The organism is Bradyrhizobium genosp. A, from assembly GCF_049949275.1.
GTDB lineage: Bacteria > Pseudomonadota > Alphaproteobacteria > Rhizobiales > Xanthobacteraceae > Bradyrhizobium.
In genome coordinates, this window is the sequence record NZ_CP188196.1 from 1,090,542 (window position 1) to 1,105,547 (window position 15,006).

The 15,006-nt window shown below is 64.1% G+C and carries 17 protein-coding genes; 10 read left to right on the forward strand and 7 right to left on the reverse strand.

Annotation, left to right across the window (positions count from 1 at the left end):
• Positions 1 to 137: 137 nt before the first annotated feature.
• Both pobA and ACP2YP_RS04950 read left to right on the forward strand, forming a co-directional pair.
• Complete coding sequence (gene pobA / locus ACP2YP_RS04945; RefSeq protein WP_426422672.1) at positions 138 to 1,307, forward strand: 4-hydroxybenzoate 3-monooxygenase; 1,170 nt, start codon at positions 138 to 140, stop codon at positions 1,305 to 1,307.
• 243 nt (positions 1,308 to 1,550) lie between these two features.
• Positions 1,551 to 2,006, forward strand: coding sequence for a PaaI family thioesterase (locus ACP2YP_RS04950; RefSeq protein ID WP_426422673.1), 456 nt, complete (start codon positions 1,551 to 1,553; stop codon positions 2,004 to 2,006).
• Here ACP2YP_RS04950 and ACP2YP_RS04955 read toward each other — a convergent pair.
• The gene (locus ACP2YP_RS04955; protein ID WP_426422674.1) at positions 1,963 to 2,847 is read right to left on the reverse strand and encodes a LysR family transcriptional regulator; all 885 of its coding nucleotides are present in this window, start codon (positions 2,845 to 2,847) and stop codon (positions 1,963 to 1,965) included. The two genes, ACP2YP_RS04950 and ACP2YP_RS04955, sit on opposite strands and share 44 nt — an antisense overlap.
• A 123-nt stretch (positions 2,848 to 2,970) precedes the next feature.
• On the opposite strand from ACP2YP_RS04955, the gene ACP2YP_RS04960 reads away from it, so the two are divergent.
• Positions 2,971 to 3,600, forward strand: a complete 630-nt coding sequence (locus ACP2YP_RS04960; protein WP_426422675.1) for a pyridoxamine 5'-phosphate oxidase family protein — start codon at positions 2,971 to 2,973, stop codon at positions 3,598 to 3,600.
• Here ACP2YP_RS04960 and ACP2YP_RS04965 read toward each other — a convergent pair.
• Both ACP2YP_RS04965 and ACP2YP_RS04970 read right to left on the reverse strand, forming a co-directional pair.
• Positions 3,597 to 4,682 carry an AbrB family transcriptional regulator gene (locus ACP2YP_RS04965; protein WP_426422676.1) on the reverse strand — a complete coding sequence of 362 codons (1,086 nt, stop codon included), beginning with the start codon at positions 4,680 to 4,682 and terminating at the stop codon, positions 3,597 to 3,599. The two genes, ACP2YP_RS04960 and ACP2YP_RS04965, sit on opposite strands and share 4 nt — an antisense overlap.
• Positions 4,683 to 4,782: 100 nt before the next feature.
• Positions 4,783 to 5,058, reverse strand: coding sequence for a PsiF family protein (locus tag ACP2YP_RS04970; protein WP_426422678.1), 276 nt, complete (start codon positions 5,056 to 5,058; stop codon positions 4,783 to 4,785).
• 185 nt (positions 5,059 to 5,243) lie between these two features.
• On the opposite strand from ACP2YP_RS04970, the gene ACP2YP_RS04975 reads away from it, so the two are divergent.
• On the forward strand, positions 5,244 to 5,756 hold the full coding sequence (locus ACP2YP_RS04975; RefSeq protein WP_426422679.1) for a hypothetical protein: 513 nt from the start codon (positions 5,244 to 5,246) through the stop codon (positions 5,754 to 5,756).
• 47 nt (positions 5,757 to 5,803) lie between these two features.
• Here ACP2YP_RS04975 and ACP2YP_RS04980 read toward each other — a convergent pair whose 3' ends face one another.
• Positions 5,804 to 6,352 (reverse strand): TetR/AcrR family transcriptional regulator, encoded by a 549-nt coding sequence (locus ACP2YP_RS04980; protein ID WP_426422680.1) that lies wholly within the window; start codon positions 6,350 to 6,352, stop codon positions 5,804 to 5,806.
• A 99-nt stretch (positions 6,353 to 6,451) separates the two neighbouring features.
• Between ACP2YP_RS04980 and ACP2YP_RS04985 the strand changes: the two genes are divergently transcribed.
• The 4 genes from ACP2YP_RS04985 to ACP2YP_RS05000 all read left to right on the forward strand — a co-directional run bounded on the left by ACP2YP_RS04985 (position 6,452) and on the right by ACP2YP_RS05000 (position 8,799).
• A complete protein-coding gene (locus ACP2YP_RS04985) occupies positions 6,452 to 6,907 on the forward strand; it encodes a PaaI family thioesterase (RefSeq protein ID WP_426422682.1) in 456 nt (151 codons plus the stop codon).
• Between the two features lie 42 nt (positions 6,908 to 6,949).
• Positions 6,950 to 7,333 carry a CidA/LrgA family protein gene (locus ACP2YP_RS04990; protein WP_426422683.1) on the forward strand — a complete coding sequence of 128 codons (384 nt, stop codon included), beginning with the start codon at positions 6,950 to 6,952 and terminating at the stop codon, positions 7,331 to 7,333.
• Positions 7,330 to 8,052, forward strand: a complete 723-nt coding sequence (locus tag ACP2YP_RS04995; protein ID WP_426422685.1) for an LrgB family protein — start codon at positions 7,330 to 7,332, stop codon at positions 8,050 to 8,052. Before ACP2YP_RS04990 ends, ACP2YP_RS04995 begins: the two co-directional genes overlap by 4 nt.
• Positions 8,053 to 8,139: 87 nt before the next feature.
• The gene (locus ACP2YP_RS05000; RefSeq protein WP_426422687.1) at positions 8,140 to 8,799 is read left to right on the forward strand and encodes a DsbA family protein; all 660 of its coding nucleotides are present in this window, start codon (positions 8,140 to 8,142) and stop codon (positions 8,797 to 8,799) included.
• Between the two features lie 71 nt (positions 8,800 to 8,870).
• Here ACP2YP_RS05000 and ACP2YP_RS05005 read toward each other — a convergent pair whose 3' ends face one another.
• The 3 genes from ACP2YP_RS05005 to ACP2YP_RS05015 all read right to left on the reverse strand — a co-directional run bounded on the left by ACP2YP_RS05005 (position 8,871) and on the right by ACP2YP_RS05015 (position 11,223).
• Positions 8,871 to 9,077, reverse strand: a complete 207-nt coding sequence (locus tag ACP2YP_RS05005) for a hypothetical protein (protein ID WP_426422688.1) — start codon at positions 9,075 to 9,077, stop codon at positions 8,871 to 8,873.
• 82 nt (positions 9,078 to 9,159) lie between these two features.
• Positions 9,160 to 10,230 carry a phospholipase gene (locus ACP2YP_RS05010; protein WP_426422690.1) on the reverse strand — a complete coding sequence of 357 codons (1,071 nt, stop codon included), beginning with the start codon at positions 10,228 to 10,230 and terminating at the stop codon, positions 9,160 to 9,162.
• Positions 10,231 to 10,251: 21 nt separating this feature from the next.
• Positions 10,252 to 11,223 carry a S1C family serine protease gene (locus ACP2YP_RS05015; protein ID WP_426422691.1) on the reverse strand — a complete coding sequence of 324 codons (972 nt, stop codon included), beginning with the start codon at positions 11,221 to 11,223 and terminating at the stop codon, positions 10,252 to 10,254.
• A gap of 286 nt (positions 11,224 to 11,509) precedes the next feature.
• On the opposite strand from ACP2YP_RS05015, the gene ACP2YP_RS05020 reads away from it, so the two are divergent.
• Both ACP2YP_RS05020 and ACP2YP_RS05025 read left to right on the forward strand, forming a co-directional pair.
• Positions 11,510 to 12,928: a M20 family metallopeptidase gene (locus ACP2YP_RS05020; RefSeq protein WP_426426470.1), complete on the forward strand. Its 1,419-nt coding sequence runs from the start codon at positions 11,510 to 11,512 to the stop codon at positions 12,926 to 12,928.
• Between the two features lie 260 nt (positions 12,929 to 13,188).
• Positions 13,189 to 14,979, forward strand: a complete 1,791-nt coding sequence (locus ACP2YP_RS05025) for a peptide ABC transporter substrate-binding protein (protein ID WP_426422692.1) — start codon at positions 13,189 to 13,191, stop codon at positions 14,977 to 14,979.
• Positions 14,980 to 15,006: the final 27 nt, after the last annotated feature.

Here is a 15,006-nt window from a genome sequence, read left to right on the forward strand (position 1 = left end):
CATGTTGCATGGATTTGTCGCGCTGCGGCGACCTGCACTCCCCTTTTGCCCAACCGTTATATGTTATAATTATCGTGCGCGGACGACCGCGACAAGCGAGCCGCGACGAAAGCCTACAGGATCGGGAGGAGCAAGTATTGCGGACAAAAGTCGCAATCATCGGGGGCGGGCCGGCAGGATTGTTGCTTGGGCAACTTCTGCATCAATATGGCATCGACAATTTCATTCTTGAGCGGCAGAGCCCGGATTACGTGTTGGGCCGCATCCGTGCGGGCCTGCTGGAAGAGGGGACTGTCGGGTTGCTTGATCAGATCGGCGCCGGTGCGCGGGCGCATGCCGAAGGCCTGGTGCATGAAGGCATCGAGCTCGCCTTCGCCGGCCGCCGTCATCGCATCGACATGAAGGGTGCGACCGGCAAGACCGTCATGATCTACGGCCAGACCGAGGTCACGCTCGACCTGATGAATGCGCGGGAAGCGGCCGGCCTCACCACCGTCTACGAAGCCAAGTATGTGCAGCCGCACGATTTCGACGGCAGTCACCCGCGCGTAACCTGGACGAAGGACGGCGTCACCCACACGCTCGATTGCGACTTCATCGCCGGCTGCGACGGCTTTCACGGCATCAGCCGCGCCAGCGTCCCGGCCTCGGCGATCGAGGAGTTCGAGCGGGTCTATCCGTTCGGCTGGCTCGGCATTTTGTCCGAGACGCCGCCGGTCAGCCACGAGCTGATCTATTCCAACCATGCACGGGGCTTTGCGCTTTGCACCATGCGCTCGATGAAGCGCAGTCGGCATTATTTGCAGTGTTCGCTCGACGACCATGTCGATCAGTGGCCGGACTATCGCTTCTGGGACGAATTGAAGCGCCGGCTCGACCAGGAGGCCGCCGACAGTCTGATCACCGGTCCCTCGATCGAGAAGAGCATCGCGCCGTTGCGCAGCTTCGTCGCCGAGCCGATGCGCTTCGGCAAGATGTTCCTGTGCGGCGATGCCGCCCACATTGTGCCGCCGACTGGAGCCAAGGGACTGAATCTCGCCGCGAGCGATGCACATTATCTGTCGAGCGCGCTCCGCGAGTTCTACGACGATAAATCGAGCGCCGGCATCGATGCCTATTCGGCCAAGGCGCTGGCCCGCGTCTGGAAGGCCGTGCGCTTCTCCTGGTGGATGACCTCGATGCTGCACAAATTCCCCGATAGCGGCAGCATCGGCGCCCGCATCCAGGTCGCCGAGCTCGACTACGTCACGCAGTCGCACGCCGCGATGACCTCGTTGTCGGAGAATTATGTGGGGTTGCCGTTTTAGAGCAGCGGAGTCGATCCCGTAGGGTGGGCAAAGCGAAGCGTGCCCACCATTTTATGTTCGCGGCGTGATGGTGGGCACGGCGCTAGGGCGCCTTTGCCCACCCTACGGGATCTGTGCGCGCAATGACGGCGGAGCCCCGTTTCAAACACCCGCGCAAATCCCGTTTAAAACTTTGTAATTGATGCGTCCGTCACGTCCATCGCGTTCAATGGCGACAATCATTGCAACAGACGCGAGACACGCATGACCGACACCGCCATCCCCGACGGCTTCGAGCCGTTGTCCCGCAAGAGCCCGCTCACCGAACCCTGGGAGCCGATCTACGCAAAGAAAACCGAGAGGGCCGTCATTATCGGCCTCCGGCTGGCACGGCCGCACACCAACGGCCGCGGCCTGATCCATGGTGGCCTCATCGCCGCGCTCGCCGACAATGCCATGGGCTATAGCTGCGCGCAGGTGACGAACTGGACCACCTCGTTCGTGACGGTCTCGCTGTCGATCGATTTCGTCGGCTCCGCCGAGATCGGCCAATGGTGTTCGATCGAGAGCGACGTGATCAAGGCCGGCAAGACGATCTGCTTCGCCCAGAGCCTGATCAAGGCCGACAGTGTCGTGATCGCGCGGGCCAGCGGCACGTTCCGGGTGGTGCCGAAGCCTACCCAAACTTCCAATTCGCCGTCTCCACCACGAGATCGATGAACGCGCGCACCTTGGCCGAGAGCAGCCGCGAGGTCGGATAGACGATGTGGATCGGCAGCGCCGGCTGCTCGTATTTCGCCAGCAGGATTTTCAGCCGCCCGCGTTTCAGGCCCTCGGCGGCCTGATAGGCCAGCACGCGCGTGATGCCGCCGCCGGCCTCGGCGTATTGCAGGGCGGCGTCGGCGCTGTTGCTGGTGAAGCGCGGGGACGGCATCACCTCGATGTCGCGGCCGTCCTGAGCAAAGCGCCACGCCGTCGCGGGACCGAACAGGATGGTCTGGTGCTCGGTCAGCGCCTCAGGCGTCCTCGGCTCGCCGTGGCGCTTCAAATAGTCTGATGTCGCCACCGTGATCCGCCGCATCTCGCCGACCTGGCGTGCAACCAGCGAGGAGTCGGCGAGGTGGCCGATCCGCACGGCCGCGTCGACAGCGTCCTCCACGAGGTTGACGAGATTGTCCGACAGCCTGAGTTCGCAGGCGACCTCGGGATAGCGCTTGAGATAGGCGGTCATGACCGGGCCGACATGCAGCCTGCCGAAGCCGACCGGCGCCGATACCACCAGCCGTCCGCTCGGCCGGTTGCGCTCCTCCCGCGCCGAGCCGTCGGCCTCCTCGACGTCGGCGAGGATCCGCCGGGCGCGTTCCAGATAGCGCGTGCCGACGTCGGTCAGCCTCACTTGGCGGGTGGTCCGTTGCAGCAGTCGCGCACCGAGATGGTCTTCGAGGGCTGCGATCATCCTGGTCACAGCCGAGGGCGACAGCCGCAGTTTTCGCGCTGCCGGCGCAAAGCCGCGCAGATCGGCGACGGTGACGAAAACGTGCATGGCTTCGAGGCGGTCCATGGGAATTATTGCATATATTGCAACGATGAAGTGTCAAGCAGGCTGATTGTTTTGATCACCGGAGAGGCCATTTTAGCGGCGGAAAGACGCAGAGATGCGCCGGAATTTTCAGGAGATGTTCCGATGACTGCAGCCCATACCTATGCCAGCGACGTCGCTTTTACCCCCGCAGTAAAGGCGGTCCAGACGCGCAAGGGCTCGCGCGAGGCCTATGGCCGCGTCGAGCAGCGCGGCTGGCGCACCGAGGTCGATGAAAACCTCGAGGCCTTCCTCGCCGATGCCAACAGCTTCTATTTCTCCACTGCCTCGGCAGACGGGCAGCCCTATATCCAGCACCGCGGCGGTCCGAAGGGCTTTCTGAAGGTGCTCGACAAGCAGACGCTCGCCTTTGCCGACTATGCCGGCAACCAGCAATACCTGACCCAGGGCAATCTCTCCGAGAATCCCAAGGCCTATATCTTCGTGATGGACTATGCCCATCGCCGCCGGGTGAAGATCTGGGGCGAGGCGCGCGTGGTCGAGGACGACGATGCGCTGACGGACGCGCTGATGCCGAAAGGCTATAGGGCGCGGCCCGAGCAGGTGATCGTGTTCAAGATCGCGGCCTGGGACACCAACTGCCCGCAGCACATTCCGCAGAAGTTCGACGCCGCGGATGTGGCGGCGGCGTTGGCGGCGAGAGACCAGCGGATTGCGGAGCTCGAGGCGCAGGTTGCGACGCTGAAGGGGCAGACGACGGCAGAGGAGGGCTAATCGTCCACGTCGTCCTGCGTGCGACCGAACAGGTGTACGATGCCCGGCGTCGCGATCGTCACGAATACGAAGCGCGAGAGGTGATGGGCGCCGACGAAGATCGGGTCGATGTGCAGCGTGAGCGCCAGCGCCAGCATCGCGTCCATCGCGCCGGGCGCAAACGCAACGACGACGTCGGAGAATTTTACCTGCGTGGTGAGTGCGACAATGCCGACGAAGATCGAGGAGACGGTGATCGCCACGGCGAACGAGCCCAGCGCGGCGTTGATGTGGCCGGCCAGCGTCTTGATCCGCATCCGGGCAAAGCGGCTGCCGATCAGCGCGCCGATGCCGACCAGCGCGACGCCGCGCACCCAGTTTGGCAGTCCGCCCTCGACCCAGCCCGCGCCATGCAGCACGCTGGAGGCGATCATCGCTCCGAACATCCAGCTCGCTGGAAACTTGATCAGCCGCAACACGAGCGAAGCGGCAAGCGAAGCTGCGACCAGCTCCAGAAGATCGAGCGGCGAGGCAATCGCCGTCGTCAGCGACGGCGCGACGGAGGGCGCGACGCCCGCGATCGCCAGCACCATCGGCAGCGCCGCGGTGAGGATGATCACGCGCATGGTCTGCACCACCGCGATGCCCGGCAGGTCGGCGCCGCGCTCGACCGCCAAAATCGTGATCTGCGACAGCGCGCCGGGGCTGCCAGCGAGGAACGCCGAGGTGCGGTCCCAGCCATGGATCCGCTGGAGGTAATAGCTCGAGCCGAAGGTCGAGCAGAAGGTGGCGAGCGCCAGGAGCCCGATGGTGAGCGGATAGGCGCTGATCTGCTGGATCAGATGGCGTGAAACGACCGAGCCGAGCGAAATTCCGAGCAGCACCAGCACGGTCTGGGTCAGGAGCGGCGGCACTGAAAGCTGGCGTCCGGCAATCGCGGCGATCCCGACCGCGATCATCGACCCCGAGATCAACCCGCCCGGAAGGCCCACGGCCAGGAACGCAAGTCCACCGGCGGCGCCGATGACGAGCGTCTCCACAGTGCTCAAAACCTTGGCACGGCGAGGCCATTCGGACGGAGGGGAGGCGGTGATTTGCTTCACGCCGCCTTATCGCAAATCGGCGAGAGGCGCACAATTGCGGCTACGTCATGCCGCAATGCGCGCGCCTCCCGCCAAAAGCGAGGAAAGAATTGTGACGGATTTACTTCTTGTCGGCGGCGGCCGGAGCAGCCATTCCGCCCTTGGCGGTCTTGACGCACTCGGAGCGGAATTTCTTGCGCTCCTTGCCGTGCAGGCCCTTGGCATCCGCCTGCTTCGAGCATTCCAGCGATTCAGCCGAATGCTCCTTCGGCGCCTTCTTGTCGGTGGTGGCAGCGGCATCTGTCTTGGCGGCCGGCGCGGCGGTCTGCGCGAAGGCGGTGCCGGTGGCGAAGAGAGAGGCGATCGCAACGACGGCGAGGCGGGAGGCGAGGGTCATGATGTGGCTCTTCTTGCGAGAATTGCGGAGGTCGCGAACGTCGGCCCGCGTTGCTGAACGCGACATGAATAAACCTGAACGGCGCGTCACTATATTTTGGCGCCGAGCACCATCACTTCCTTGTCGGAAGTCTCGGGCACGCTAGGATAGCAATCCTCGTTTTGCTTTCCTGAGGGAGACCAAGGATGACCATTCAAGCCAAATTGTTGTGTGCGATTGCGGTGTCGGGCGTTGCCGCGCTGGTGGCGAGCGCGCCTGCCCAGGCGCTGACCTCGCAGGAGTGCAGCGCGAAATACCAGGCCGCCAAGAAGGACGGCTCGCTCGGCACCATGAAGTGGAATGACTTCCGCAAGGCCCAGTGCGGTGCCGATGCAACCCCCGCCGCCGCACCGACTGCCGCCGCACCGACCGCGGCCGCTCCGGCCGCACCCCCGCCAGCTGCCGAGCCCAAGCAGGCCAAGAAGGAAGCCGCACCCGCTACTGCTCCGGCGCCGACGATGCCGATGGGCAACGCGGTCTTCCCGAACGCGGTTGATGCGAAATACGCCAAGGAGAGCGCCGGCAAGGCGCGCCTGCACACCTGCGTCGATCAGTACAACGCCAACAAGACCACCAATGGCAATGGCGGCATGAAGTGGATCGAGAAGGGCGGCGGCTATTACAGCGAATGCAACAAGAAGCTGAAGGGCGCCGCCTGAGGCTTCGAGATAACGCCGAGGCCGGAGCCAAGCTCCGGCCTCTTGCTTTAGTCCAGCAATTTTTCGGCCGATTTCGCCACGAGCTGCGACCGCTTGCGCGGGCCACGCTCGACGAACAAGAGGCTTTGGCCGAAGATGAAGCAATAGAACAGGAAAGCCTGCGCCTCGGCCTCCTCGGCCTCGAGGCCGGTCGCGCGATAGAGCTCGGCAACGTGCTTGAGCCGCGCCGCATCCACGCTCGCCACCGCCGCAGCGGCGCTGTCGTCGGAGCGCGCCCACTGCCGGATCGCGAGCTCGATCGCCATACCCTCGGGATTGAGCCGCTCGGAATAGAGCTGGATCACGGCCCTCAGCCGCTCGCGGGGCTCTTGCCCGTCGAGGCTGGTCTGGTGTGCGATTGATGCCGAGCGTCCCTCGCGCCAGTGCAACAGCATCGCATCGAGCAGCGCGGCGCGATCGGCGAAGCGGCGGTAGAAGCCGCCCTTGGTGACGCCCAAATTCTTGGCGAGCACCTCGACCCGTACCCCCTCGACACCAGCGCGGGCGAGCTCGGTAAACCCTGCCTCGACCCAGACATCGCCCTTGCCGTCGTTCATGAAGGAAGCCTCACCGGTTCTTGATACGGTGCCGTATTGCTAGTCTGACAAGGCCCTGATACGCTACCGTATCAAGAATCAAAGGGCAGGGAAATAGCGATGACTGCGTTCGAGCCGAAGAACCCGGGCTATCGTGCGGCGGCCATCGCGATGTTCGAGGGACAGCCGGCGATGCGCACGCTCGGCATCGTGATCGTCCGCCTCGCGCCCGGCGAGGTCGAGCTGGCCATGCTGCATTCGCCCGAATTCACGCAGCAGAACGGTTTTGTCCATGCCGGCATCATCACCGCCGGGCTCGACAACGCCTGCGGCGTCGCCGCCTTTACGCTGATGCCGCCCGAGGCCGATATCCTCACGGTCGAGTTCAAGACCACGCTGCTCGCCCCCGCCCGCGGCGAACGTTTTGTGTTCAAGGCCGACGTTGTCAAGCCTGGCCGCACGTTGACCTTCTGCGAGGCGAAGGCGTTTGCCGAGCACGAGGGCAAGACCACGCTCATCGCCACGATGACCGGAACGCTGATGGCAATGCTGCCCCGCGTTGCGGTCCACGCGTAGCGCGCCAATTGACAAGCCCTGTTGCGCATCCCTTGATGCGTCATGCTCGCGAGTCTCAGCCTCATTCTGCTGTGCCAATTGATCGGCGAGGCCGTGGTCCGCGGCCTTGGCCTGCCGCTGCCGGGGCCCGTGCTCGGCCTGCTCCTGCTTCTGATCCTGCTGCTCGCCCGCGACCGCTTTGCGCTGCTCGCACGCGGACCACTGCGCAATGATGGCGTGGAGACCGCCAGCAAGGGCTTGCTGGCTCATCTATCGCTGCTGTTCGTGCCTGCCGGCGTCGGCGTCGTGCAAAAACTCGATTTGCTCGCCTCCCACGGCATCGCCATCGTCCTGGTGCTCGCGGTCTCGGTCGTCGTTACGCTGCTTGCGACCGTCCTGACCTTCCGCCTGGTCAGCCGCCTGCTCAAGCAACAGGACGCCCGATGAAGGACAATCCGTTCTCGCTGTGGGTCTATCTCTCGCAATCGCCGCTGCTCTGGCTGACGGTGACGCTGTTGGTCTATGCGACCACGGACGCGGTGTCGCTGGCGACGCGGCGGCATCCGCTTGCCAATCCCGTGCTGCATGCGATGTGGATCATCGGCGCGTTCCTGCTCGCGACCGGCACGTCCTACACCACCTATTTCGCCGGCGCGCAGTTCGTGCACTTCCTGCTCGGGCCTGCCACCGTCGCGCTCGCCGTGCCGCTCTATGAGAACCGCAAGCGGGTAGTCGCCTCCATCGTGCCGATGCTCGTGGCGCTGATCGCAGGTTCGGTCACGGCCGTGGCGTCGGTCGTGCTGCTCGCCGAGTTCGCCGGGCTACCGCGTGACGTGGTGCTGTCGCTGGCGCCGAAATCGGTCACAGCCGGCGTGGCCATGGGCATCGCGGAATCCCTGCATGCGGATCCTTCGCTGGCGGCGGTCGCGGTGATCCTCACCGGAATCATGGGCGCCATCATCGTCACGCCGCTGATGAACCGCACCGGCGTGACCGATTTCCGCGCCCGCGGCTTTGCCGCCGGCCTGGCCGCGCACGGCATCGGTACGGCCCGCGCATTTCAGGTCGACGAGATCGCCGGCGTCTTCTCCGGCATCGCCATGAGCCTCAATGCTCTGGTGACCTCGTTCCTGGTCCCCATGGTGGTGACCCTGCTGGTGCGATGACATCACGGCCGCGACACTCTATATGAGCTGTAACAATTCCTGGTCCTGAGCCGTAACTGCTGCGATGGGACCGAAACGGGACGAGATATGGCTGGATTCAGGACTAAGAGCCTTGTGCCGACGCGGCGCGCCGCGCTGACGTTGATCGGGGCGGGCGCCCTCGCGGCTGGCGGGATTGCGGTGGCGCACGCGGCCACCGATGATGACGAAGTGCTGACCGAAGCCAAGGTGCTGCGCGATCCCGCTGTTCCCGTTGCCGGCAATCCCGATGGCAACATCAGCATCATCGAGTGGTCCGACTACAATTGCCCCTATTGCCGCAAGCTCGAACCGGAGTTGCGCCAGGTCATCCAGGACGACGGCAAGGTCCGGCTGGTTTTGAAGGACTGGCCGATCCTCGGGCCGGTCTCGGTGACGGCAGCCCGGATCGCGCTCGCCGCGAAATTCCAGGGCAAGTATCATCAGGCCCATGACGCCATGATGGGCGTCAGCTCGCGCCTGACCGAGTCGCGCATCAACGAGCTGCTCGCGACTGCCGGCGTCGACATGGATCGCCTCAAGAGCGACCTCACCGCGCATGCCAAGGACATCGACGGCATCCTCAAGCGCAACAACGAGCAGGCCGAAGCTTTCGGCTTCCGCGGCACGCCGTCCTTCATTGTCGGCAAGTACCGCGTGCCTGGTGTGCTCAGCATGGCCGAGTTCGAGCATGTCATCGCCGACGCCCGCAAGGCCAAGATGAACTGAGCTACGCCAACCCACTACAAAGGCGCCGTCGCGGATGCGACGGCGCCTTGCTCATGTCTGATCGATCGCAATTACTTGGACGAGATGCGGACCCAGTCCTTGTGCGCGCGGTCCCGCAGCGCATTCCAGTCGGCCTTCGCGACATCCCAGTTCACGATGGTGCGATTGGCAGTCGCGACCTCGCCATTGGCGACGGACGACGTCTGCATGGAATCATAGACATACACGCCGCAGCCGAGCAGCAGCGCACCCAAAATCATTCCGAAAAAAGTCTGCATGGCGAACCTCCGGTGACGGGCGGATAACGTCGGCCCGGAGCGATAGTTCCGCGACAGTGCGGCGCAGGTAAGGAGAGCTCGTTCACCCTCCATTCAGCCATTGCAGCAGCTCCGCGTTGATCTCGCGCGGATAGGTGTGGCTGAGATCGTCGATCTCGCGGTAGGTGACGTCGGCGCCGGCGGCGGCGAGTGCCGCTTGCGTCTGCCGCGCGGTCTGCACCGGAAACATCCAGTCGAGCTTGCCGTGGGTGATGAAGATCGGCAGGCCCTGCAGGCGCGTGGCGTCGGCCATCTCCGCCATCAGCGGATGGAAGGTCGCCGACACCGGTGCGAGCTGGGTGAAGGGCGAGGCGCCGTCGAGGCCGCTGACGTAGCAGAAGGTGCCGCCATCGCTCATGCCGGTCAGCAGCATGCGTGAGGCATCGATCGACCAGCGGCCGCGCACGGATTCGAGGATGCGCGCAAGATTAGGCGTATCGGTGTCGTCGCCCATCAGCGCCCAGGTCTGTCCAGTCGCGGTCGGCGCCACCAGGATCGCGCCAATGCTGCGGGCATCGCGCAGCCAGCTCCACAGAAAGCCGCGGCCGTTGCCGATGCCGCCATGCAGCGCCATCACCAGAGGCCAGACGCGATCGGGTGTGTAATATTCGGGAACATAGACCGAGAAGCCGCCACGGCTGCCGGGCTCGTTGTGATCGTGGAAGATGCCGGTGTGCTCACTCGCGCCAACTTCCAGCCGTGACAGCAGCTCCGCATTCTCTCGATTGGCGGCGTTGAGGAAGTAGTCGCTGACCGGCAGAAACCGCATCGACAGCGGATAAAGCGCCTCGTGCGCGCGCGGCAGATGGCGAAGCGCACGGAACGCCGCGACGAGATCGCCGTTGCCGCGCTCGACGTCGCGGATGCCGGCAAAGGCGGCGAGCGTCTCGTTGCAGGCGCGATCGAGCTGGTCGCGCAGCCCGGTGAACTGTTCTGGCCACGCTCCGATCGCTGCATGTGCCGACTGTAGCGCATCCTCCGGCGCGCCGATTGCATTCATGACCGAGGCGAATGCCGGCGGATGCAAATGCCGGGCGAAGAAGCCCAGCGCTTCCAGCGCGTTGAGCAACGGCGGCAGCACGGCCACGATGTCGTCGACCACGGCCTCGGTCATTGCTGCTTCCTCGATGTGGAATCAGTGCAGCTGCGGCGCCTTCAACAGCTTGAGGCGGTCGGTCGATGTGACCGTAACGTCGAAGGTGACGCCCTGATGATGCACGGTAAGCGGCACATCGACGCCGGCGGCGCCGAGCGCCCACATCTTCCTGTAGAACGTGGTCTGGCTCGTGACCGGGTCGCCGTTCACGGCGAGGATGACGTCGCTTGTCTTGAGCTCGGCACGGGCGGCGGGACCGTTGGCGGAGATCCCGATCACCACCACGCGGTTGTCGATCTCGGTCGAATAGAGCCCGAGCCAGGGCCGTGCCGGCTTGTTGACGCGGCCGAACTTGCGGAGATCGTCGAGGATTGGCTTCAGCAGGTCGATCGGCACGATCATGTTGACGTGCTCGGCCTTGCCGTCGCGTTCACGCTCGAGCTGGAGCGAGCCGATGCCGATCAATTCGCCACGCTCGTTGATCAGTCCGGTGCCACCCCAATTCGGATGGGCCGGATAGGTGAACAAGGCCTCGTCGAGCAGGTACTCCCAGTAACCGGCGAATTCCTGCTTGGCGACGATCTGGCTCGCGACTGAGCGCGTCCGCCCGCCGGCACCGCCGACCACGACACGGTCGCCGAGCCGGGTCTCCGCCGACGAGCCGAGCGGCAGCGGCTCGATGTCGAGCCGGCCGAGCGCCTGCACCAGGCCGAAGCCGGTGACGGCATCGAAGCCGAGCACATGTCCCTCCACCACGCGCCCGTCGCCGAGGTGAAGCCAGACAGATTCCGCTTCGGTAATGAGATAGCCGATGGTGAGCACCAGCCCGTCGTCGATGACGACGCCGTTGCCAGCGCGCTCGGTGCCGAGCGTTTCGGCGCTGAAGGCGTCCGGCGGGATGATGGCGTGCAGGCCGACGACGGTGGCGAGCGCACGGTCGAGATCGAAGCCGTAATCGCTCGCACGCGGCTGATTGGCCGGCGGCACTCTCCATTCGGTCAAGGCGGGCATGGAGTTCTCCTGGCTGAGAGCGTCGCTCCGCCATGGCTGCGGAACAACGTGCGAAGCAAGCATAATTTAGGCCGGAGGAGGCCGTCTTGAAAGACTTGACCGCAACTATTCCAGTTGTCGCGCCGCCGATCTCCGAAGATGACAGGAATTGTTCGCCTAAAGTCGGTCGGCCGCCGCCCAATCCGGCATCGGCCGCATGGCTGGTGTCCCGCGAGATGCTAGGCGGGGTTCAATGAAGCTGCTAACCATTGCCGCTTCGCTTGACCAAGAGATCACGGACCAAACCATGGACAATCGCAGCGACATCTGGCGTGGCATCGACACGATCAAGGGACGTTTCATCGACCTTAGCGACAAGGTCTGGGGCATGCCCGAAGTCTGCTACACCGAGGCGCGTTCCGCCGCCGAGCATCTCACTGAGCTGCGCCACCAGGGTTTCCGCATCACCGAGAACGTGGCGGGCATTCCGACCGCGGTGATGGGCGAATGGGGCGAGGGCGGTCCGGTCATCGCCTTCATGGGTGAATATGACGCCCTGCCGGGCCTGAGCCAGGAGGCCGGAATTGCCGAGCATCGTCCGGTCGAGACCGGCGGCCACGGCCATGGTTGCGGCCACAATCTGCTCGGCTCCGCGGCACTGCTCGCTGCAACCGCGGTCAAGGACTGGCTCGCCGAAAACAAGGTGCCCGGCCGCGTGCGCTATTACGGCTGCCCGGCGGAAGAGGGCGGCGCGGCGAAGGCCTTCATGGTGCGCTCCGGCGCGTTCGAGGACGCCGATATCGCCATCACCTGGCATCCGCATAGTTTCTGGGAGGTCGCGGTGACGCCGTCGCTCGCCAACACCCGCGCCGACTTCATTTTCACCGGCCGCACCTCGCACGCGGCGGCTTCGCCCCATCTCGGCCGCTCTGCGCTCGACGCTGTGGAACTGATGAATGTCGGCGTGAACTACATGCGCGAGCACATGCCGAGCGATGCGCGCGTGCATTACGCGCTGCTCGACACCGGCGGCATTGCGCCCAACGTGGTGCAGGCCCATGCCCGCGTGCGCTATTCCATTCGCGCCCGTGATCTCCCCGGCATGAACGAGCTGGTCGGGCGCGTCAGCAAGATCGCAGACGGTGCGGCCTTGATGACCGAGACCAAGGTCGAGATGAAGATCATCTCCGCGGTCTCCAACATTCTGCCGAACACGCCGCTGGAGCAGGCGCTGCATCGGGTCATGGAAGAGCTTGGACCTCCCCATTTCGACGATACGGACAAGGGCTTTGCCAGCCAGATCCGCGCGACGCTGACCGACAAGGACATCGCGTCGGTCTACTACGCGATCGGCATGGAGCCGACCGATCGGCCGCTGGCCGACTTCCTGGTGCCGCTCGACGCCAAGCGCAACCCGCTGGTCGGCTCGACGGATGTCGGCGATGTGAGCTGGGTGGTGCCGACCGTGCAAGTTCACGCACCAACGGTTGCAATCGGCACGCCTTTCCACACCTGGCAGGTGGTCGCGCAGGGCAAGAGCCCGCATGCCCATAAGGCGATGGTGCAGGCGGCGAAGGCCATGGCAGGCCTCGGCATCAAGGCGTTGACAGAACCGGAACTGATCAAGGCTGCGAAGGCGGACCTGACGAAGCGGACGGCCAAGACGCCTTATGTTTGCCCGCTGCCGGATCACGTCGGGCCGCCGCTCGATATGTCCGTGGCGTAGAATTCCATCTCGATACTTCGTCTGATCTCGCGAACAAATTTTTCGCAGTGCAACTTGGTTTCCGGCGGATTTTGACGCCGGAATGCCGAACCGTTGGGCTGCGGAACGAAGTTTTGCTCAACAGACAGCCAGAACACCGTTTGCACACACACGGTCGCAGTTGACGCGCGGCCTATTCAGTGTGCCATCTACCGCCAGCCAAAACCCGGCGGCCGTCCCGCGGCCGCCTGCATCCATACGGGAACCAGACGGGGACAACCATGCTGGATAAAGAACTGCGTTCGATGATCGGTGACGTGAAGGACGGGCGGATGGATCGCCGCGCCTTCATCCAGCGCCTGGCCGCCGTCGGCCTCACCGCCCCCATGGCCAACCAGATCCTCGCCATCGGCGGCGTCGCCATGGCCCAGAGCCCGTCTCCCTATCCTCCGACCAAGCGCGGCGGCGGCGGCCCGCTGAAGCTGTTGTGGTGGCAGGGACCGACGCTGCTCAATCCGCATTTCGCCACCGGCACCAAGGATCAGGATGGATCGCGCCTGTTCTACGAGCCGCTCGCGAGCTGGGATGCCGACGGCAATCTCAACCCGATCCTTGCGGCAGAGATTCCCTCGGCTGCCAATGGTGGTCTGGCCGCCGATGGCAAGTCGGTAACCTGGAAGATCAAACCGGGCGTCAAATGGCATGACGGCAAGCCGCTCACCGCCGACGACTTCGTGTTTACCTGGGCATATGCCAGCGATCCAGCCACGGCTGCCGTCTCCATCAGCACCTACGGTGAGATCACGGTCGAGAAGGTTAATGACCTTTCGATCCGCATCCTGTTCAAGAGCCCCACGCCATTCTGGGCTAACGCCTTCGTCGGCGCATACGGCTGCGTCATCCCGAAACATCTGTTTGCAGACTACAAGGGATCGAAATCCCGCGAGGCGCCGAACAATCTGGCGCCGGTGGGCACCGGTCCCTATAAGTTCGTCGAGTTCAAGCCGGGCGATCTCGTCCGCGGCCAACTGAATCCCGACTACCACATGTCTAATCGTCCGCATTTCGACACCATCGAGATGAAGGGCGGCGGCGATGCCGTCTCTGCGGCGCGGGCGGTGATCCAGACCGGCGAGTTTGATTTTGCCTGGAACATGCAGGTCGAAGACGACATCCTGTTGCGGCTGGAGAAGGGTGGCAAGGGCAAGACCGTTTATGCCGTCGGTGGCGACATCGAGTTCATCGCGATCAACTTCACCGACCCCAACGTCGAGATCGACGGCGAACGGTCCTCGATGAAGACCAAGCATCCGATCCTCTCGGATCCCGCCGTTCGGAAGGCGCTGTCCCTGCTCGTCGACCGCGAGTCCGTCAAGAAGGCGATCTACGGTCGCGCCGGCCGCACAACGGCCAACTACCTCAATGGACCGGAGAAGTTCGTCTCCAAGAACACCTCGTGGGAGTTCAGCGTCGAGAAGGCGTCGAAGATGCTGGAGAACGCCGGATGGAAGGCCGGCGCGGACGGCATCCGCGAGAAGGACGGAAAGAAGCTGAAGCTCCTGTATCAGACCTCGACCAACGGTCCGCGCCAGAAGACGCAGGCCATCGTCAAGCAGGCCTGTCAGAAGGCCGGCATCGAAGTGGAGCTGAAATCCGTCGTCGCTTCCGTCTTCTTTTCTTCCGACGTCGCCAACCCCGACACCTATCCCAAGTTCTATGCGGACATCGAGGAATTCCAGATCCCGATGACGCAGCCGGATCCGGCCTTGCACATGCGCCGCTACATTTCCGCCAACGTGGCCACCAAGGAGAACAAGTGGCAAGGCCAGAATTTCCCGCGCTATGTCAACAAGGACTATGATGCGGCCATTGCGGCGGCCGAAACCGAAACCGATCCCGTCAAGCGCGCCGCACTTTACATCAAGTGCAACGATCTGTTGTGGCAAGACACCGTATTCATTCCGGTGATGCACCGCCTGAAGGTGGAGGCCGCGTCCAACGCGCTACGGCCGGCGCTTAGCGGCTGGGCGAACGAAACGGACAACATTCAGGACTGGTACCGGGAGGCATGATCGCGCGGACATAGACGGGATTCTTCC